General features: G+C 64.9%; 18 protein-coding genes and 1 riboswitch. Of the genes, 11 read left to right on the forward strand and 7 right to left on the reverse strand.

Features of this window, described 5'->3' with window-relative positions; translation table 11 throughout:
- The first annotated feature begins 83 nt into the window (after positions 1 to 83).
- Positions 84 to 161, forward strand: a riboswitch (cyclic di-GMP riboswitch).
- A 66-nt stretch (positions 162 to 227) separates the two neighbouring features.
- On the forward strand, positions 228 to 2,459 hold the full coding sequence (locus N4264_RS16575; RefSeq protein WP_261693348.1) for a hypothetical protein: 2,232 nt from the start codon (positions 228 to 230) through the stop codon (positions 2,457 to 2,459).
- A gap of 213 nt (positions 2,460 to 2,672) precedes the next feature.
- Complete coding sequence (locus N4264_RS16580) at positions 2,673 to 4,937, forward strand: DUF1631 family protein (protein ID WP_261693349.1); 2,265 nt, start codon at positions 2,673 to 2,675, stop codon at positions 4,935 to 4,937.
- Positions 4,938 to 4,963: 26 nt separating this feature from the next.
- Here N4264_RS16580 and N4264_RS16585 read toward each other — a convergent pair whose 3' ends face one another.
- On the reverse strand, positions 4,964 to 5,659 hold the full coding sequence (locus N4264_RS16585) for an aspartate/glutamate racemase family protein (RefSeq protein WP_261693350.1): 696 nt from the start codon (positions 5,657 to 5,659) through the stop codon (positions 4,964 to 4,966).
- An 88-nt stretch (positions 5,660 to 5,747) separates the two neighbouring features.
- On the opposite strand from N4264_RS16585, the gene N4264_RS16590 reads away from it, so the two are divergent.
- From N4264_RS16590 to N4264_RS16600, 3 genes are all read left to right on the forward strand, one after another.
- Positions 5,748 to 6,512: a helix-turn-helix domain-containing protein gene (locus tag N4264_RS16590; RefSeq protein ID WP_261693351.1), complete on the forward strand. Its 765-nt coding sequence runs from the start codon at positions 5,748 to 5,750 to the stop codon at positions 6,510 to 6,512.
- Positions 6,513 to 6,925: 413 nt separating this feature from the next.
- Complete coding sequence (locus N4264_RS16595) at positions 6,926 to 7,084, forward strand: hypothetical protein (protein WP_261693352.1); 159 nt, start codon at positions 6,926 to 6,928, stop codon at positions 7,082 to 7,084.
- Positions 7,085 to 7,527: 443 nt separating this feature from the next.
- Positions 7,528 to 10,215, forward strand: a complete 2,688-nt coding sequence (locus N4264_RS16600; protein WP_261693353.1) for a fibronectin type III domain-containing protein — start codon at positions 7,528 to 7,530, stop codon at positions 10,213 to 10,215.
- A 143-nt stretch (positions 10,216 to 10,358) separates the two neighbouring features.
- On the opposite strand, the gene modC is transcribed toward N4264_RS16600, so the two are convergent.
- Genes modC through modA form a run of 3 tightly spaced genes read right to left on the reverse strand, consistent with a single transcriptional unit; the run spans position 10,359 to position 12,895 of the window.
- Positions 10,359 to 11,447, reverse strand: a complete 1,089-nt coding sequence (modC, locus tag N4264_RS16605) for a molybdenum ABC transporter ATP-binding protein (RefSeq protein WP_261693354.1) — start codon at positions 11,445 to 11,447, stop codon at positions 10,359 to 10,361.
- Entirely contained in the window at positions 11,444 to 12,127 is a 684-nt protein-coding gene (modB, locus tag N4264_RS16610; RefSeq protein WP_261693355.1) for a molybdate ABC transporter permease subunit, read from the reverse strand. The genes modC and modB overlap by 4 nt, the downstream gene beginning before the upstream one ends.
- A gap of 15 nt (positions 12,128 to 12,142) precedes the next feature.
- Positions 12,143 to 12,895, reverse strand: a complete 753-nt coding sequence (gene modA, locus N4264_RS16615; RefSeq protein ID WP_261693356.1) for a molybdate ABC transporter substrate-binding protein — start codon at positions 12,893 to 12,895, stop codon at positions 12,143 to 12,145.
- Positions 12,896 to 13,209: 314 nt separating this feature from the next.
- Here modA and N4264_RS16620 point away from each other — a divergent pair, with 314 nt between their 5' ends.
- From N4264_RS16620 to N4264_RS16630, 3 genes are read left to right on the forward strand one after another with little or no spacing between them, the layout of a single operon-like run.
- The gene (locus N4264_RS16620; RefSeq protein WP_261693357.1) at positions 13,210 to 13,440 is read left to right on the forward strand and encodes a hypothetical protein; all 231 of its coding nucleotides are present in this window, start codon (positions 13,210 to 13,212) and stop codon (positions 13,438 to 13,440) included.
- Positions 13,441 to 13,500: 60 nt separating this feature from the next.
- Positions 13,501 to 13,890: a bleomycin resistance protein gene (locus tag N4264_RS16625; RefSeq protein ID WP_261693358.1), complete on the forward strand. Its 390-nt coding sequence runs from the start codon at positions 13,501 to 13,503 to the stop codon at positions 13,888 to 13,890.
- Complete coding sequence (locus tag N4264_RS16630) at positions 13,887 to 15,197, forward strand: leucine-rich repeat domain-containing protein (RefSeq protein WP_261693359.1); 1,311 nt, start codon at positions 13,887 to 13,889, stop codon at positions 15,195 to 15,197. Before N4264_RS16625 ends, N4264_RS16630 begins: the two co-directional genes overlap by 4 nt.
- On the opposite strand, the gene xth is transcribed toward N4264_RS16630, so the two are convergent.
- Positions 15,181 to 16,059: an exodeoxyribonuclease III gene (gene xth / locus N4264_RS16635; protein WP_261693360.1), complete on the reverse strand. Its 879-nt coding sequence runs from the start codon at positions 16,057 to 16,059 to the stop codon at positions 15,181 to 15,183. The two genes, N4264_RS16630 and xth, sit on opposite strands and share 17 nt — an antisense overlap.
- A 14-nt stretch (positions 16,060 to 16,073) precedes the next feature.
- Here xth and N4264_RS16640 point away from each other — a divergent pair, with 14 nt between their 5' ends.
- On the forward strand, positions 16,074 to 16,265 hold the full coding sequence (locus N4264_RS16640; protein WP_261693361.1) for a hypothetical protein: 192 nt from the start codon (positions 16,074 to 16,076) through the stop codon (positions 16,263 to 16,265).
- 2 nt (positions 16,266 to 16,267) lie between these two features.
- On the opposite strand, the gene N4264_RS16645 is transcribed toward N4264_RS16640, so the two are convergent.
- Positions 16,268 to 16,753 carry a YbhB/YbcL family Raf kinase inhibitor-like protein gene (locus N4264_RS16645; RefSeq protein ID WP_261693362.1) on the reverse strand — a complete coding sequence of 162 codons (486 nt, stop codon included), beginning with the start codon at positions 16,751 to 16,753 and terminating at the stop codon, positions 16,268 to 16,270.
- A 126-nt stretch (positions 16,754 to 16,879) separates the two neighbouring features.
- Here N4264_RS16645 and N4264_RS16650 point away from each other — a divergent pair, with 126 nt between their 5' ends.
- Positions 16,880 to 17,509 (forward strand): DUF2846 domain-containing protein, encoded by a 630-nt coding sequence (locus N4264_RS16650; RefSeq protein WP_261693363.1) that lies wholly within the window; start codon positions 16,880 to 16,882, stop codon positions 17,507 to 17,509.
- Between the two features lie 115 nt (positions 17,510 to 17,624).
- Entirely contained in the window at positions 17,625 to 18,335 is a 711-nt protein-coding gene (locus N4264_RS16655) for a DUF3592 domain-containing protein (RefSeq protein WP_261693364.1), read from the forward strand.
- A 26-nt stretch (positions 18,336 to 18,361) separates the two neighbouring features.
- On the opposite strand, the gene N4264_RS16660 is transcribed toward N4264_RS16655, so the two are convergent.
- Positions 18,362 to 19,642: a glycosyltransferase family 4 protein gene (locus N4264_RS16660; RefSeq protein WP_261693365.1), complete on the reverse strand. Its 1,281-nt coding sequence runs from the start codon at positions 19,640 to 19,642 to the stop codon at positions 18,362 to 18,364.
- Positions 19,643 to 19,648 lie beyond the last annotated feature (6 nt).

Raw genomic sequence — 19,648 nt, forward strand, 5'->3', positions numbered from 1 at the left:
TCCAGGGTTTTCCGCAGAGAGCGGCATCCCGTCGCTCGTCTCCGCAAACGATCGAAACCGTTGAGGCACAACCCTTCGAGGGCTCTCGTCAAGGGCACACCCGGTGCAAGCCGGCGTCGCAAAGCTTCGGATCCCACAGGGGGGATGGCCGAGCCGCCGAGTGCGACTGTCATGGGTCCGCGAGCTTGCAGTTCGCAAGACACGGACTCCATCCAGAGGGGACGGTCATGCGCACTCATCGTTCTGCAGGAGCACTATGCCCAGGATGGCTGTTGGCGCTGCCACTGCTTTCCATCAGCGGACTCGCCTACGCCGTTGATCCCGTATTTGTTCCGGGAAATCCGACCTGTGCCAACATCAGCGCCGGTAGCGTCGGGTTCTCCATTCCGGGACCGGACACCGCCGGTGTCCACACCAATCCGGTCGACGGCGCCACCATCACCATCACCAACAACGGCGACCCACGCAACATCAGCTGGAGCGCGGCCATCGGCAGCGAGCCGCTGGGCCTTGACGCGATCATCGTCAAGGCCGGCAATGGCGCCAATGTGTATTTCTACAATCCGGAAGCCACATCAGGCGCGAACCTCGTGACACCTTCCATCTGCGGGCAGAACAACAACTGGTGTGCCTTGAGCCACCTGGTGATCTGCTACGACTACGAGGTCTACGCGTCCAAGACGGCGCAAACCACCTACGACCGTCGCTTCGAATGGAGCATCGACAAATCCGCAACACCGAGTTCCCTCAACTTCTTCGTCGGCGACACTGGCGAAGTGGGCTATTCGGTATCCGTCCAGAAGAGCGCGCCGATCGACTTTGGTTTTACCGTCAGCGGCGATGTCACTGTCTACAACCCGTGGCCGGTCAGCGCCACGATCAGCAACATCAACGATGCCATGGACGGGGACTTCGTCGCGCTGGAATGCGGCGTTTCGTTCCCGTACGCCCTGGGCGCAGGCAGCAGCCTGACCTGCACCTACTCCACCACCGTGGAGGACAAGTCACAGCGCACCAATATTGCCACCGTCATCGCCAGCGGACAGGTCGGTGGCGCAGAAGCGACTGCGGACGTCATCTTTGGCGAACCGGCGAATGTTGAACTGGACTCGGTAAACGTCAGCGACACGAACGGCATGAGCTGGTTCTTCGGCAACAGCGGACAAGTGCAATACACACGGCTGTTTGATTGCGCCGATGTCCCTGGTCACGACAACACCGCCACCATCACCGAGACCGGAGCCAGCGACAGCGCCGGCGTCGGCATCGCGTGCTACACGCTGAGTGTCGGGAAATCGGCAACGACGGGCTGGCGCCGCACCTGGAACTGGGATCTGGCCAAGGCCTACATCTCGCCGGCACTGAACGCCGACACCAACAATGACCAGATACCCGACGCATTGCTGGTGGCGAGCGGGCAGACGGTCATGCTGGGTTACACCGTCACAGCCAATGCCACCTCCAGCGGCAGCGACTATGAGGTCAGCGGCATCATCACCGTGAGCAACAACAACCCGGTGCGCCAGGCCGATCTGATCAACGTCACCGATACGCTCAGTGGTGCCGGATCCCTCGCAGTAAATTGCCCGTCGCTGGTGGTACCGGCCGGAGGATCCCTGGTGTGCACGTACTCGGGCTTTGCGCCGGATGCATCCGAACGCACGAATGTCGGCCAGGCGTTGCAGCAGAACGTCCACTTTGCTGCTAATGGCGCGGGAACGGCGGAAGGATCGACCGCCTACTCCGGTACGGCAGCAGTGAGTTTCTCGGCCAACCCCAGCACCGAAACCGACGAATGTGTAAGTGTCTCCGACGGCTTCAACGGGCAGCTGCCCGTGACACTGGGCCAGGCCTGCGCCGGCCAGCTGCCCAGGACATTCACCTTCAGCGGAGCCTTCACGTATGAGGTGAGCATGCCGCTATGCACCACCTTTGGCGTGCGCAACGATGCCTTCGGTGCAGCGAACGACAGCGGGCGCACTGCGGGTGCGGATGCAACCGTCGTCATCACCAACCGGGATTGCACATCCGGTTGCACGTTGACGCCCGGCTACTGGAAGACGCATTCGAACTACGGGCCGGCACCGTATGACCCGGCCTGGGCGCTCGTTCTTCCCGGCGGCGCCAACACGACGTTCTTCCTCAGCGGCAAGAGCTGGTACCAGACACTGTGGACGGCGCCTGCGGGCAATGTGTACTGGACGCTGTCGCGTGCCTACATCGCTGCGGCGCTCAACCAGCACAATGGCGCCACTGTTCCCACCGGGGTGCAAGCGGCGCTTGACCAGGCCTCCGCCATCTTTGCGGCCAACACGCCCGCACAGATCGGCACGCTCAAGGGCAACGCCCCCTTGCGCAGCACCATCATCAACCTCGCGGCGACCCTGGACATGTACAACAACGGGCTGAACCCGGATGGTCCGGCCCACTGTACGGAGGACTCAACGTCCGGGAACTGAGCCCGGACGGTGACGGCACGGCACACGGACGTGCCGTGCCCGATTGGCGCCAGTGCCTGCCTACCCCTCGCACGCAGATACTGGTGCGCTGCAGCAGCGTTCGCGCCGCTTCACGGCGGCGCGACGTTGTTGAACGGCTCGCTAACAATCGCACGATGGTTGCCTTTTTCCCTCCGCCGGGCCATACACTTGGCACGGAGGCGAAAGGATGCCATGACCGATACGCTGACTCCGGAAATCGCGCGACGCGACGCTCCCGCCCGCTTGGCCGATCGGCGCGATCTCCCCACGCGCGTGGCCGTCAATCTCCAGCACCTGCTCGGATTGAGCACAACCGCACTGGAGCGTTCCGTGCGCGGCATGCTCGATGAGTTCGAGCGCCAGATCGTGCGACTGGCGGACAAGGCGCTCAACAACGAACAGGAAAATGCGTATTTTGACACTTTGTATATTGTCAAGCGTGGCCGTGAGGAATTCCTGTCGCGATTCATGGGTGTGATCGAAAGCGCCATCGCACGCTTTGACCTGCCGGTTCCGTTCAAGATCACCGCGTCTGCATCGCCATCCATCTCACGCAACACCTTGCGACTCATTGATGCCGACGACCTCGAAGGCGCCGTGGTGCTGGACGACGTCGCCACAAAGGCCGCCGTACGCTTCAGCGGCGAGCTCTACGAGCTGGGCCACCGCATGGGCGTTCTTGCCGGCTCGCCACGCATCTATGCCGAGCGCCTGCCGCTGGGCCCGGCATGCCTGGTGGAAGGGCTGCGCCACGCGGCCGAGCCACTGGCCCTGAGTGTCGAACACCGCAGCCTGCTCTACCGGGCCTTCGAACGCCTGGTCATGAGTGATCTCGGCGCGCTCTACCAGGTCCTCAATCGCAGCCTGATTGAACAGGGCGTGCTGCCGCGGCTGCATGGGCTCGTCGCGGCGGCGGCTGGTGACGGCGTGGAGTCGCCCAAACGTCCGGCCTCGCTCTCGCCCGTTCCGAGGCCCCGACCGGCCGACGCGCCGACGGTACCGCAGCCGGCGCCGGCCGCCGAGTCCGCACGCTCGCGCCCGATGGACGATTCGCGTTTGCAGGAGAGCCTGCAGACCCTGCGCAAGCTCCTCAAACAGCGACGCCAGGCGACTGTCCATTGGGTCGATCGCGTCGAGCTCGACCAGGCCCTGGCGGACCTGCAGCAGTCGCCCAATACGAGCAGCGACATCCGGCGCCTGGGTCACGCCAGGCTCAAGCGCATTGTGACCGAACAGCTGCGCGCGCGCGGCTGGGACAGCGGTATGCGCCTGCGCGGCGAAGACAGCGACCTGATTGAACTGTCGAGCATGCTGTTCGAGTACCTGTCGCGGGATGCGATCGAGGACGGCGTGACACGGCCGGTACTGATCAAGCTGCACGTTCCCTATACGCGACTGGCCCTCCATGATCCCCAGCTCTTTCTGCGCCGCGCGCAACCGGCCCGCCTGCTTCTGAACGGCATCATCGAGGCGTGTCGTTTCGGCATCGACGAGGTGGAAGGCGAAGTGGATTTTACCCTTAGTGGTCAAATCCACATGCTGGTTGATCGCATCGCCCGCGAGTACACCGGCAATCCCCATCTGGTGGACGAGCTGCTCGAAACCCTGTCGATGTACATGGCCAACCAGACCAAGCGCACCGATGCCGCGGAGCGTCGCCACGTCGCCGCCGCTACCGGCCGTGCCAAGCTCACTATCGCCACCACCCAGGCGCGGGAGGCAGTCACCGAACGATTGGCCGGGCGCCGCCCGACAAAACTCTTGCGCACGCTGATCGACAAGGCCTGGATCGATGCGCTCGCCCTGGTGCTCCTGCGCCAGGGCGACGCCAGCGAAGCGTACCGACGGCGTCTGGCCGTCGTGGACGAACTGCTCGCACTGACCGACGCGACGCAGCCGGCTCCGGGGCTCCTTTCCCCTGCCGACCTGCGCCAGGAAATCGAGGAAGGCCTCTCGCAGATCGGCTATCACGCCGACGACATCCCGCTGGTGGTGCAGAAGTTCCTTTCGCCGGAGGCGGCCGCCCAGGAAGAAAACCCCAGCTCGCAGGTGGAGCTGGCCATCAAGCTCAAGAACCGGGCACGCCTGGGCGCGGAGGCCAGCCCCGCCGAGGCCCCCATCATCACCGTGCAGGCGGACGATTCCCCCCTCAATGCCGCGGAGGAAGCCGCGCTGGAAAAGCTCAAGTTGGTCGCCCATGGCACCTGGTTTGAGTTCCTGCATGGCGCGCACGGGGTAAAGGCGCGGCGAAAGATGCTCTGGTCGTCCGTGGCCACGGGCACCTGCATCTTTACCAATCTGCGCGGTGCCGTCGTCGCCGAACAGTCGCTCAAGCAGGTGGCTCGCGCCATGAGCCGCGGCGAGGCGCGCATCCTAGACCTGGACAACGAGGCACCGGTCGAACGGGCCTGGGCACAGATTCTGCGCGAGCTGAAAGCCGACACGCCACGCCCATAGCGACGTACCACCGGATGGCGGGGCGACTAGCCGTCCAGGGCGAATGCCACGCAGGCATTGGCGTGCAGCGACGTCGTGTCAAACAGCGGCAACGGCGCCTGCACATCGCGTAGCAGCATCATGATCTCGGTACACGCCAGCAACGCCGCCTGGGCACCGCGCCGGGCCAGTGCGTCGAGGATGTGCAGGTAGGCGTCACGGGAGGAGGCCATGATCTTCCCCGCGCAGAGCTCTTCGTAGATCACGCGATGGATTTCCTGGCGCTCGGCCAGTTCCGGCGTGACAGTCGCGATGCCGAAGGTCCGCTGCAGGCGCGCGGCGTAAAAGTCCTGTTCCATGGTGAAACGCGTGCCCAGCAGGCCCACGGTCGTCACGCCGGCCGCCTGAAGAGCGGCACCGGCGGCATCCGCGATATGCAGGAATGGGCGTGCAGTCGCCTCTTCGATGGCGCCGGCGACCCGGTGCATGGTGTTCGTGCACAAGGCGATCGCCTGCGCACCCGCGGCGTCCAGGCGCTGTGCCGATGCCGCGAGCAGCCTTCCCGCCTCGTCCCAGCGCCCTTCCCGCTGCAGGCGTTCCACGGGCTCGAAATCCACGCTGTGCAGCAGCAGGTCTGCTGAACAGAGCGGACCGCGCAGCGCCCGCACGCGTTCGTTGATCAGCCGGTAGTACCAGGCCGTCGATTCCCAGCTCATTCCGCCAATGAGTCCGATGGTGCGCATCGTTTTCCGCCTTCATGGATGACCCGGCCAGTTTCCCTGGGCATACTGGCCTTCGCTATCACGAAATTTCCGTTTGCGCGTGCCTGCCATGATCCGCACCGTCGACCTCGGCCCGTTCCGCCTGTCGCTGCTGCCATCCGCGCCGTACTGCGTGCACGGCGCCAGCCCGACGGACACCGTCGGCATCGCGCTCGAACGACAGCGCGGCGTCCATGCCATCGCCAGCGACCGGCGCGTCGATTTCGATACCCTTCCCTACACGCTGGCCGTCACGCCGGCGGGAATGGCGGTGTATTCCGAGTCCGACGTCGGCGGTGAATACCTCTTGCTCAGCCTGCCGACGGATGCCCGCGACAAGGCAGCCGTCACGTCGACCCGTTGCATCACAACGGGTAGCAAGCCGGTGGTCGCCGCGGCCCGCCAGGCCCGCCGGGCGATGCTCGCCGGCAGCGACGCGACCGGCCTGGCACTGGTCATCGAACAGCTCGCGCTTCTGGCGCAGCCGGCTCCCACCGCTGCGCAGCGCCGGGCGCTGCAAATAGCACCGCAGATCCTTGATCTCATCGAAGACCACCTGGCGCTGCCGTCGCTGACGCTCGCCTTTCTGGCGTCCCAGTCGCAGCTCAGACCGCTCGACTTCCTTCGCGCCTTTGTCGCCCGGTTCGGTATCACGCCGCACCAATATGTGCTGGAGCGCCGTATCCAGCGCGCACGACGGCTTCTCCAACACACACGCCTGCCCATCGCCCAGATTGCAGCCGACTGCGGATTCGCGCAGCAGTCGCACCTCGGCATGCACTTCCGCCGCGCCTTCGGCCTCACCCCTGACCGGTACCGTCAATTCTGGCGCTGACGTCCCACCGTGTGAGCCGGTCCCCTGCTCCATTCCGAGTTAATCCCCGTGGCGCGAAGGGAACTTTCTTGCAGGCCTGGCCTGCTGACGGATCTGGCGCCGCAACCCGTGCGGTAAGGGCAACGCCCGATGCGATTCCAGCCTGCATCGGTGTCATCAGGAGTGCCTGTGTGCAGGCGCCGCGCCCCGAGATCCGACGTGCTCATACTTTCCGTGCGTACCGGGCCAACCCGGAACGTGCCGACCGGCAGAGGGCTTGAATGGTGCGGACAGCCGTGACAATGGCAGCCATGGGCCTGATGGCATCCGCGTGGGCGTACACGGGCCGCGAGGGCGACAGCCTCTCGCCACCCCACGTATGCAGCACCTGCGATGGCGCCGACTGGACGCCCCCAATCCCCTCAACAACGCCGGTGACCAGCTCCGTCCCGGGACTGGCCGCGAATGCCGCCACCGCACTGACGCCACGTCCCACACCGCAGTCGCCGGGCCGTGTTGCCGACGACTGGCACCTCGCGCCCGGCCGCTACCAGTCGGCCAATCCATTGGCCGGCAGCGGGAGTGCGCCATGAATACCGTCAGGGCCTTATTCCCTGTGAAGAGATCAACGCGCGCGCCGGCAAACAGCACTCGAACAGCGCCTGCAAGCACGGCGTGCCTGCGCGCGCAACGACGACTCCACCGTCCCGTGCTACGCGAATAGAGGCACTCCCGCCCAGCCGCCCCCGCAGCACGCGCATCGGATTCACGCCAAAGCCCCGCCCAAAGACGGCGGCTGACTTCTCGCGCGCGAACATCCAGCCAATGCGACATCACTATTTTTCCACATCGCCCATCCGTGCATAGTAAACGTCCCGCACAACGTCGAATTGACGACGCTACGCGCTTTGTGCACGTTGTTATATCGTTATACTCGGATCTTTGTTTGTCCCGGTCGTCGCGCGACCGGGGAAGGTGTCGCGGTGCTCGCGCCGCGACGAAGTGGGCAATGTTGTTTCGTAGAAGGGAGAACGTTGTGCGAAAACACGTATTCGCCAGTTTGGCACTGGCAATTGCCTGGGGTGCGGTCTGGGGTGGTGCAACAGCGGCGGGCCTGTCCGCCGACAAAAACAAGCTCACGTTTGATGAGCTGGATATGCAGAGGGTCGCTCAGGAAGACGCGATCACCGATAACAAAGGCGTGGCCGCTTATCGTTTCGCGGTGGGTCACGAGGTGAAGATCAATCCGGCCGCCCATGGTGTCTGGGAAACCAGATCCAACGGCGAGCTGGCCTGGCGCTTTGAAGTTGAAACACCGGACGCCGCACACCTGAACTTCGGCTTCCGGCCGTTCCACCTGCCGCCGGGCGCGTCACTGGTGATCCGCGCCAAGGACGGCACCAGCAAACTGGCGCCGCTGACGTCGGCCAACAACCTCAGCAGCGGCCAGTGGTGGACGGAAGTCCTGCTGTCCAACTCCGCGGTGCTGGAACTCACCGTGCCTGCCAATGTGCGCGACCAGGTGCAACTGGAGCTGGTCAAGGTCGGCCAGGGGTACCGCGGTTTCGGCGCTACCGCCAAGCACTGCAAGTCCGGCGCGTGCAACATGGACGTGGCTTGCCTTGCCAACGGCGATCCGTGGCAGAACCCACGTCGCTCGGTCGGCGCGTATACCGTCAACGGCACGGATACCTGCACCGGCTCGCTGCTCAACAACACGGCCAACGACCGTCGCATGATCTTCGCCACGGCCGGTCACTGTGGCGTGAGCAGCGATTCGGTTGCCGCCACCGTCGTGAGCTACTGGAACTACGAGTCGGCCACCTGCCGCGCACCGGGTTCGCCCGAGAGCGGTACCCCGGTGGCGCGCCCGACCACCACCTCCAACGGTGCCCGCTTCCTGGCACGCACCGGTTCCACCAGCACGGCCGACTTCACCCTGATCGAGTTCCTGCAGGCGGCCAATCCGGCGCACAACCTGTACTGGGCCGGCTGGGACCGTCGCGACCAGGGCCAGACCTGCGCCGCCACCGGCGGCACCACCTCGACAGCGGGCCTGTGCGCCTCGATCCACCATCCGGGTGTGGATGAAAAGCGCATCACCTTCGTCGAAGTGAACATGCCCATCACGGGCTACAACACACAGACGGGCACCACCCACCTGCATGCCAACTGGGATCCGACACCGCCGATCCTGCCGGGTATCCAGCCGGCGCCGGGTGCGGTCGTGCCGGGCGTCACCGAGCCGGGCTCGTCGGGTTCACCGTTGTATGAGTCGAACCAGCGCCTGGTCGGCGTGCTCAGCGGCGGCCCGTCCGCCTGCGGTTCGACGGGCGCCAACCTGTCTGACTACTACGGCCGCCTGGCCGTGGCCTGGGAAGGCGGCGGCACGACCACCACCGGCATGAAGACCCACCTCGACCCCGTGGGCGGTGGCACCGCCAATACGGTCGACGGCCTGGCCCAGTGCACGCAGCCAGCCGCACCGACCGATATCCAGGTGGCCGCGGGTGGCGACAACACCATCAACGTTTCCTGGACCGGTGTTGCCAGCATCACCAAGTACCGCATCCTGCGTTCGATGGGCGCGTGCCCGGGCACCGGCTACACGCAGATCGCCGAAGTGGACAATGCCACGTCCTACAGCGACACCACCGTCTCGGGTGGTTCGACCTACAGCTACAAGGTCGTCTCGGTCGACACCGCCCAGCCGTGCGAATCGGTGCAGAGCAGCTGCTCCAGCGCAACCGCAAGCGGTGCGTGCACCCTGGCTCCCACCTTCACCGGTGCGATGACGGCCAACAGCGCCGGCACAGCCGCCTGTGGCGTGAACGTGAACTGGTCCGCGGCCTCGGCCAACTGCGGTGCGGGCGGTCAGATCCGCTACAACGTGTTCCGCTCGACCACGCCGGGATTCACGCCGTCGGCAGACAATGCCGTCGCCACCTGCGTCAGCGGCACCAGCTTCGCTGACACGGGTCTAGCGCCGGCGACGCAGTACCACTACATCGTCCGTTCCGAAGACTCCACCGGAACCGGCGGCGGTCTGTGCGGCAGCGGCCTGCAGGACACCAACACCATCGAGCGCGCCGTGACCCCCGCAGGTCCGGATACGAACGCGTTCGCCGATGATGGTGAAGCCGGCCCGGCACCCTGGACGGTCGCAGGTACCGGCTCGGTCGGTGCGAACTTCTCGCAGGTGACCACCCAGGCGAACTCGGGCACGTATTCCTGGTTCGTTCCGGATCCGGCCAATGTCAGCGAGCGGACGCTCACCACCACGGCGCCGATCGCGGTTCCGAGTGCACCGGGCACCACGCTGGAGTTCTACATCCGCTACGCCACGGAAGCGCGCTACGACGGCACCCTGCTGGAGTACTCGCTCGACGGCGGCACGACCTGGACCGACATCCTCGGTGCCCAGGGCAGCGTTCCGGCCAACGCCAACCGCTTCCTGAGCGGCGGCTACAACGCGGCGATGCAGTCCGGTGGCGTGTTCGGCGCGCGTACGGCCTGGCACGGCGATTTCAACACCGCATGGATCCGCTCGCGCGTGGATCTGTCGGCCTTCGCCAATACGAACGCGCTGTTCCGCTTCCGCTTCGCCAGCGACACCTCGGTAGCTTCTACCGGCTTCTGGGTGGATGACGTCCGTGTGTTCTACGGCAGCACCTGCACCTCGACGCTGCCGGAAGTGATCTTCGCGAACGGCTTTGAACCCTGAGCCGCCCGCTGACCACACGCCGTTTGTGTGGTTGACGCGATGATCCGAGGGACGCCCCGCCCGGGGCGTCCCTTTTTGTTGGAAACGTCCGCACCGCCGGGTGAGAAGAATAGTCGCGCGCTACGGCGACCGTAGTACGCAGTTCAACGCAGCAATGCCACGCTCTTGATCTGGGCCCAGAGCCGTTGCCCGGGCGCCACGGCAAGATGATCACGCGACCGGGCGGAAATCCGCGCAATCAGCGTGGTTTGCCCGAGGTCGAGTTTGACCAGCACCTGCCCCGGGACGGGACTGTCAGCCAGCTCGACCACCTGGGCGGGCAACACGTTCAGAATGCTGGTGCCCTGCGGCTGCTGCAGCGAAAGACTCACGTCGCTGGCGTGTACGCGCACGCGCACGCGGTGCCCGATGGCTTCCGGTCGCCGGCTGACATACAGGCACGCCGCGCCGACGCTCAGCTGCGTCAGATGATCAGCGTCATCGTGCTGCGCGATTGCCGCTTCGATCACGACACCGACATCGTTGGCGAAGGTGCCTGCCAGATCCAGCCGCGCCAACGTCTCGCGCAGATCCCCCTGGGCAACAACCTGTCCCTCCGAGAGCACCACGATGTGGTCGGCGAGCCGCGCGATTTCGTCCGGCGCATGGCTGACGTACAGCACCGGAATATCGAGGTCGTCGTGCAGGCGTTCCAGGTACGGCAGGATTTCCTGCTTGCGCGCGAAGTCGAGGGACGCCAGCGGCTCATCCATCAACAGCCAGCGCGGACTCACCGCCAGCGCACGGGCGATCGCCACCCGTTGACGCTCACCCCCGGAGAGCCCTTCCGGGCGCCGGTCGAGCAGCGGACCGATGCCGAGCAGTTCCACCGCGGTATCCAGCGCAACGCGGCGTTGCGCGGCCGGCACGCGGCTCTGCCCGTAGGTGAGGTTTTCCCGCACCGACAGGTGCGCGAACAAGCTGGCCTCCTGGAAGACGTAACCGAGCGGCCGGCGGTGTGTCGGCCGCACCATGGCACCCTTCTGCCATACATCGCCCGCCACCCTGAGATATCCGCCGGGTACGGCCACCAGACCCGCCAGGCAGCGCAACAGCGTCGTCTTGCCCGACCCCGAATGGCCGAACAGCGCCGTCACACCGCGACTGGGGATTTGCATATCCACGTCGAGCGCAAACGTGCCCAGACGCAGGGCGAAGCGGGCATGGATAGCGTCGGCGGAATTGGCGGTCATGTCGTCACCTTCGGCGGCGACGGCGAAAACGTGTACAACGCCAGCAAAACCAGAAAGGAAAATATCACCATGCTGCCGGCCAGCCAGTGCGCCTGGGCGTATTCCAGGGCTTCCACATGGTCGTAGATCTGCACCGATACCACGCGCGTCTTGTCGGGAATATTGCCGCCGATCATCAGCACCACCCCAAACTCGCCGACGGTATGCGCAAAACCCAGAATCGCGGCGGTGATGAACCCCGGCCTGGCCAGGGGCAGCATCACGCTGAAAAAGCGGTCAATGGGCCCCGCACGCAGCGTGGCGGCGACTTCCCACGGCCGCTGGCCAATCGCCTCGAACGCATTCTGGATCGGCTGCACCACGAAGGGCATCGAGTAAAACACCGAAGCCACCACCAGGCCCCAGAAGGTGAATGGCAGAAGCCCCAGGCCCAACCACTGCGTCAGATGGCCCACGACGCCTTGTGGCCCCATGGCCAGCAGCAAATAGAAGCCGATCACCGTAGGCGGCAGGACGAGTGGCAACGCCACCACGGCACCGACCGGGCCTTTCCACCGTGACCGGGTACGTGCCAGCCACCACGCGACAGGCGTGCCGATCAGCAGCAACAGCAAGGTTACCGTCGTGGCCAGCCGCAGCGTCAGCCAGATTGCGCGAAGGTCGGTGTCGCTCAATCCCATCGTCAGCCCGGTGCTTCAGAAGGTGTAGCCGAAGCGGCGGATGAGGGCTTTGGCCTTGTCAGTCCTCAGATAAGCCAGCAGGGCGGCCGCCGCAACGTTGTCCTTGCCGGTATTGAGCAGCACCGCATCCTGCCGGATCGGCGCGTGCAGCTCGGCAGGAACAATCCAGGCGGAGCCTTCCGTCACCTTGCCCTCTTTCATCACCTGCGATAGCGCCACGAAGCCCAGTTCGGCGTTGCCGGTCTGCACGAACTGGAAGGTCTGGGCGATGCTTTCGCCCTGTACGAACGTTGGCTCGACCGCGGCCAATGCGCCAAGCGTTGTCAGAGTCTCGATGGCAGCGCGTCCATAGGGCGCCGTTTTGGGATTGGCGATGGCCAGCCTGGTGAAGGCGCCCGTCTTGAGCACCGCTCCCCGGGCGTCCACCACATCGGCCTTGGCCGACCACAGCACCAGGCTCCCGATCGCATAGGTAAAGCGGCTCGAAGCGTCAGCCAGGCCGTCCTCGATCAGTTTCGCCGGCAGCTCCGCATCCGCGGACAGAAAGACCTGGAACGGCGCGCCGTTCGTGATCTGTGCGTAGAACTTGCCGGAGGCGCCGAAGACCAACTTGGCCGTGTGGCCGGTTTCCGCGTGGAAGGCCTCGGCGATTGCGTTCATCGGCGCCGTGAAGTTGGCGGCAACGGCCACGGCGACGTCGTCCGCCAACGCCGGTGACAGAGCGGCGACATACAGCGCGAGTACGCGAAGCGGTCCAATCCAGCGCATGCACGACACTCGGGAGCGTTAGGAACGACAGAATATAACGGGTACCCCTGTGGCACCACCCGACAAGCCTCGCCGGCAGAAGCAGTCGGGCAATCTGGCCGCACCAGGACACCCCGGTGTTGCGCCATCATGGCGCGCAGCTTGCGCCGGGCGCGACGCTAGGCCGCGGCATGACCCAGTCTGGATCCGGCGCGGAACAACACGGCGCGGAACTAGCGCGGTTGGCGTGCGTGCGGCGCCTCGCAGTCACCGGGCGCTGGTTAGAATCACCGGGACGCGGCAAGCGGAAACCCATCACCATGCAATCGATCACAATGACCGAAGCAGAAACCCGCCTGTACACCACAGGCGCACCACACGATCGCTTCAGCATCGAAACGCGCCTGCGGCGGCGTGCGCAGTCGCTGGCTGACGAATCCGGCGAGCCGGCAACGATCTACACCTGCAAGGGTGAGCACGTCGTCGCTGTCTGCCGTCCCGGCGAAGCCGAACCCCGGCAGGAAGCCGGTGCACCCGGCCCGGACGATGATGGGCCGGGGCTCTAGTGCCACAACCGTTCAACCCGGCTTTCTCACACCGACATCCCTTCAAGACGACGCAGCCCCATGCAACAGACTGTCATTCCGCAACTTCGCATGACCGACGCCACGCGCAGCCTGCCGTTCTATATCGACGGGCTCGGTTTCAAGGTGGACTGGGAACATCGCTTCGAACCCGGATTCCCGCTTTTTGCCCAGCTGACACGCCGCGGGCAGACGATCTTCCTCACCGAACACACGGGCGACTGCGCGGTCGGCGGAGCCGTCTATTTCATCGTCCCGGATACGGACGAGTTGGTCCGGGATGTACGGCAGCGCGGTGTCCTGGCCATTGGCGATCCCGAGGACATGCCCTGGGGTACGCGCGAAGTGCTCATCACAGACCCCGACGGCAACCGTCTTCGCTTCGCCAGCGACAAGGCCGACGAAGACGAGACAGGCGCACCCGGCGCATGAACGCCCGATTCCGGATACCGCCTGCCCTTCCTGACGACGCCTATTACAGCGTCTTCGGCGACCCGGTCATCCGTTGCAGCCGCGTCGCGGAGCCCACCGCGGCAATACGGGCGCATCAGGCCAATCCCACAGCGACCATCGGTATCGAAGACGAATCCGTGGCTGACCTGCGCGCGCTCCAGGCGCTGCCCACATCCCTCCAGGGCCTGATTCTCGGACCGACGACGAAACCCAAGACGCACCTGGACGCCCTCGCCCACTTCGACCAGCTGGATCGTTTGCTCATCAGTGGAAAAGTAAAGACGGTCGACCCCGTCGGCAACCTGGTAACGCTCAGGCACCTGCGTTTCCACCGCATCCGCCTCCATTCGCTCACCTTTCTCGACCGCCTGCACCACCTGGAGACCCTGGTGCTGGATCTGTGCAAGCTCGACGAAATCGGTTCGCTGGAAGGTCTGGGTGGGCTGAAGCAACTGGTCATCCATTCGGAAGTTGCGCAGCCGGAATCACTGCTTGCACTGGCACGACTGCCTGGCCTGGAGCGGCTCAGCCTTTGTTGCGACACGCCGGTGCACCTGCCCCCAATGGAACACTTTCCCGCGCTTCGCGCTTTGCGGCTGACGGCGCCGGCGATATCGCCCGGTATTGAAGCCATCATCGAGGCGCCGGCGCTGGAAGTGCTGTGGATGGATGTATCCGATCGCAGGGGCGACACGGCCTATCGCCAGTGGTTACGCTCGCTGCTCGCCGCGGCGAAAGGCACAGCGCGTCCACCGCCGCCGCACCTCAAGCGCGCGTGGCTGGGCTGGATGGACGGCGCAGAACGCCAGGCACTGGCCAATTGGCTGCAGATCGCCATCGTCGAGCAAGGCGGCCATCTGACAATGGCAAACGCGAAGATGGCGGTCCCTGGAACGCATCCCGTCGCTCTTCCAACGCACGCGCCCGTCGAGGAGGCTGACCCACACGAAGCCATCCAGGCGCGCGTCGAAAAGGCGATTCGCGGTGAATGCCTGGTTCGCTACGCGGCGTATACGGAAAGTGACACCGGCGAGCCCATCGACAATCTCGATGAGATCGCCTGGCGCGGAACCTGCCGTTTCGTCAGTCCACCGGACACGGTTCATGGCCTTGGTTCCGCCTACCGGAGCCCGCCCGTCACCGACCCGACCTGGCTGGACGTTGCCCGTATGGCCAACCAGATGCTGAAGAAGACGCAGGACGAAGACCACTGCTTTCTCGAAGGCGTCACGCTGCTTGAGCACGACGGCGATGTCGCCATCCTGGGGTTTACGATGGGTTCGTGACGCGTTTGCGGCTACGGCTGGACGCGGTCTTTTTCGCCGCGGGGGCATTGCGCGCCCGCGCAGGCACCGACAGCTCCACCCACACCGGCGCGTGATCGCTCGCGCCGGGCTCGCCGCGCACCCACGTATCCACGCCAGCGCGTTTCAGGCGGCGCTTCAGCGACGGATTGAGCAACACATGGTCGATGCGCAGCCCCGCGTTTCGTTGCCAGTGCTGGCGGAAATAGTCCCAGAACGTGTACACCCGCGCATCCGGATGACAGTGACGCAACGAATCGCGCCATCCCTGCGATAGCAAGCGTTCATAGCACGCACGACTCTGCGGCTGCAGCAAGGCGTCGCGCCGCCATGACTTGGGATCATAGATATCGAAGTCCGTCGGCACGACGTTGAAATCACCGACCAGTGCCGCCGGATGACCGCTGCTGTAGAGCCCCTTGGCGTGCCGGATCAGGCGTTCGAACCAGGCCAACTTGTAATCAAACTTTGGTCCCGGCTGCGGGTTGCCGTTGGGCAGGTACAGGCAGGCGACGATGAGCCCCTGCACTGCCGCTTCCAGATAGCGTGCCTGCGCGTCGTCCGGCGCCCCGGGCAGCTGTCGGCGAATCTCGACCGGCTCGATGCCCTTGGACAAGATCGCTACACCGTTCCACGACACCTGCCCCACCCACACTGCGGCGTAGCCGGCCTCGGCGATTGCCTGCCGCGGAAAGGCGGCGTCGGTCGCCTTCAGCTCCTGCAGGCACACGATGTCCGGCGATTCGCGCTGCAGCCAGGCCAGCAGGTTCGGCAGCCGTGCACGGATGCCATTGATGTTGAATGTCGCCAACCGCACCGTCTTGGCAGATGTCGCTGGACGCATGCCGGAGATCCTCCATGACCAGGCTGGACAGGCCGCTACGCCGGGAGCTCTTGATCAGCAAGACCCTTTATACGCTGACGATCGATCAAACAGGTTTGAAATTGGTGGAGAAAGGCCACCGCAAGGGCATCACATTGCGGTGGCAGGATCTGCTCGACGGCGATGCGGCGATTGCCGCCGCGCTGCAGGCGTCATTGCAACCGTAGCGCTACAACGTGGGCAACTGTTTCTGATAAGTCCCCATCAGTTCCGCTTCGCCCAGCAGGTGGCCTGCCATCGCAGAAACAACGTCAGCCATGGTGGGTCGTCCGAGGTCACCCAGGAGCGTGTCGAGCGCGTAGAGCCGGTGGTAATAGCGGTGGCGCCCGATCGGCGGGCACGGCCCGCCGTAGCCGGTCCGCTGCCAGTCATTGATGCCTTCCCGCGTACCCGCCGGCAGTGCCGTGCTGGCAACACCTTCCGGCAATCCGGTGCAATCAGCAGGCAGGTCGTATAGCACCCAGTGGACCCAGGTCATCTTCGGAGCCGCCGGATCCGGTGCATCCGGATCGGAAACCAGCAGCACGAGGCTACGCGTTCCCGCCGGCACGCCCGTCCAGGCCAGCGGCGGCGAGCGGTCGTCGCCCTCACAGGTATAGCGGACGGGAATGGCGCCATTGTGTTCGAAAGCGCTCGAGGTCAGTTCAAGTGGCATGGCATCGCTCCTTGCGGTGTGGGGTCCCGTCGATAAAGGCCTGCGGCCTCGACCGGTCAATGGACTTCCGGGATGGTCGTTGCTAGAACTTCCGCCCGCCACACCGGGTGGCTCGAGGAGAAATCCATGCATTCAACAGGAACCGCATTCTGGCACACGCGTGCGCTGCGATGGGTCGCCTTTCTGATAGTCGGGCTCGGCCTGACGGGCTGCCAGTCATCGATGATGGTCAAGGCCAATCGCGAGCCAGAACCGTCCGCCGACAAAGCCCTGGTGGTCTTCATGCGTCCATCGTCATTCGGCGGCGCGATCCAGTCGTCCGTGTACGACACCGGCGAGGCCAAGGACACCTTCATCGGAATCGTCTCCACCGGCACCAAGGTGGCTTACCTCGCCGAGCCGGGGCAGCACCGCTTCATGGTGGTCGCCGAGAACGCCGATTTCCTGGAAGCCACGCTGAACGCCGGCAAGACCTACTACGTGCTCGTCAGCCCCCGCATGGGCGTATGGAAGGCGCGATTCTCGCTACTGCCCATCCGCAACAACGCCTCGGCCGAGCACAACGTGAAGTCCGGCGACTTCGCGAAGTGGCAATCCAAGACACACTGGGTCGGCGTTTCACCGGAAGCCGAGGCCTGGTATCGCGAGCACGAGTCCGCTATTCGCGAGAAGAAAAACGACTATCTGAAGAAATGGAAGGTCATGGCGCCGGCCGACAAAGCCGAACTGACCTTGCATGCTGAAGACGGCATCTAGGGTGCGCATCTGACGCTGTCGCCGCCCGCGGGGCCGACGACTCCGCGGGCCGGTTCCACCCGACGACACAGTACACTTTCCGCGCCGACGCCATCGTGGGGGAACGATGAGGCCCATGTACAAACTGATCATCGGCCTGTTCGGAGTCCCCGGCCTGATCATGCTCTTCGCCAGCCTTTCGCTGACGTACGCCACGCTGAGCTTCCGCGTGAATGCGACGCGCACACCCGGGGTCGTGGTCGACCTGGAGCCCCGCAGCGGAAGCAAAGGCCGCTCCACCTACGCACACGTCTTTGAATTCACCGATGCCGGTGGCACCGTGCGTCGGGTTACGTCGTCTTCGTCCTCGCGACCACCCGCGCACGAGGTCGGCGCACCCGTCGTCGTCTACTACGATCCGGCCAACCCCAACCGGGCACACACCGCCGGCTTCATGGCCAACTGGTTCCTGCCCTGCCTGATGGGCCTGTTCGGAATCGTCTTCGGCGGTATTGGCGCCGCCTTTCTCGTCAGCGAAATCCGACGCCTGCGTCGCCGCGCACTGATGCGCCGGATCGGTCGCCGCGTCCGCGGTGAAGTGAGCCGCACTGTGATGAATAAGAACCTCAAGATCGGCGGCAAGCATCCGTGGCGTCTTCACGTCCGCTGGCACGACCCGATCACCGGCAAAAACCACACTTTCGTCTCCGAAGATCTTTTCGTCGACGTCAATGGCCTGGCCGGCGAAGCCATTGACGTCCTAATCGACTCCGATGATCCCACGCGATACTGGGTGGATGTTTCGGCGCTGGAAAAGAGCGCCCGTCTCAATCGGAAGGCTGGATAGAACGCGGCGAATCCCCGCCACGGGTGCTATGGGTCTTCGCTGCGCGCGGATACGGCGACCCGCCCGCTGCGACGCGGCTGCGAGGACAGTGGCGCAAGGTCGACCAGCACGTCGAGCATCACCTTGGCCAGCCGGTCACGCGAGTAATGGGCGGCGCTCGCGGCGGATGCCGCGGCCATCGTGCGATGACGCGCCGGATCGTCGGCCAGTTGCTCGATTGCTTCGGCCATGCGCGATGCGTCACCGGGAGGCACGCAGACACCGCAGCCCGCCGACCGTACGATGGCGGTTGCCTCTCCCTCCGGGAGACTCATGAGCACAGGAACGCCCATCCCCATCGCCTCGAACAGCTTCGACGGGATGACGGTCGCGAACACGGGCGAGTCGCGTAGCGGGATGAGCGCAAGGTCGCACAGGCTCCACAGGGCCGGCATGGCGGACTTAGGTTGCCGCGGAATCATCGTCACGTTGGTAAGCTGCAGCGCCTCGACCTGGTGCGCGACCCGGTCGCGCTCGGCACCCGCGCCCGCGAAGAAGAAGCGAATGTCGTCGCGGTGTTTCAGCGCACTCGCCGCTTCCAGCACACGATCCAGACCATGCGCCATGCCATGGGTGCCCATATAGCCGACCACGAAGCAGCCATTGAATCCGTAGCGCGATGCCAGTTCCGCATCGCGCGGCGCCGGACGGTACGCTTCCTGGTCCACGCCATTCAGTACCACGCGGATCTTGTCACCGGGAATGCCCCGCGCGACCAGGTCGGCGCGGAAGGAATGCGTCACCGTGACGATGCGCCGCGCACGCCGGTAAAGAAACAGCTCGATGCATTCCAGCCAGCGGATCACCGGGCTTTTCGCCATCGCGCCAACAGCGACGATGGAAGCCGGCCACAGGTCGCGCAGCTCGAAGACAAATGGACGCCAGCGCGCCACCGACAGCGCCCAGCCCGCCATCGCGCAGAAAAACTGCGGCGACGTCGCAACGACGACGTCGGGTCGCGGCTCGCGCAACCCGCCGATGAACCCCGTCACCATGAAACTGAGATAGTCCAGGCTGCGCTTGATCAGCCCTTCATTGGCTGTGATGAAGGTTTTCACCCGCACGACGCGTATACCGTCGCGGGTCTCCACCTGGCGCCACCGATTGACATAGCCCGGGTATACCTTCCCTTCCGGAAAATTCGGCGCACCCGTAATGACGGTGACGTGGTGGCCATCGCGCACCCATCGCACGGCATGCTCATAGACGCGCGTCGCCGGCGCGTTGCTTTCCGGCGGAAAATTGTCGGAGAGAAACAGTATGCGCATCGTCCT

Source organism: Tahibacter amnicola (genome assembly GCF_025398735.1).
Classification (GTDB): Bacteria; Pseudomonadota; Gammaproteobacteria; order Xanthomonadales; family Rhodanobacteraceae; genus Tahibacter; species Tahibacter amnicola.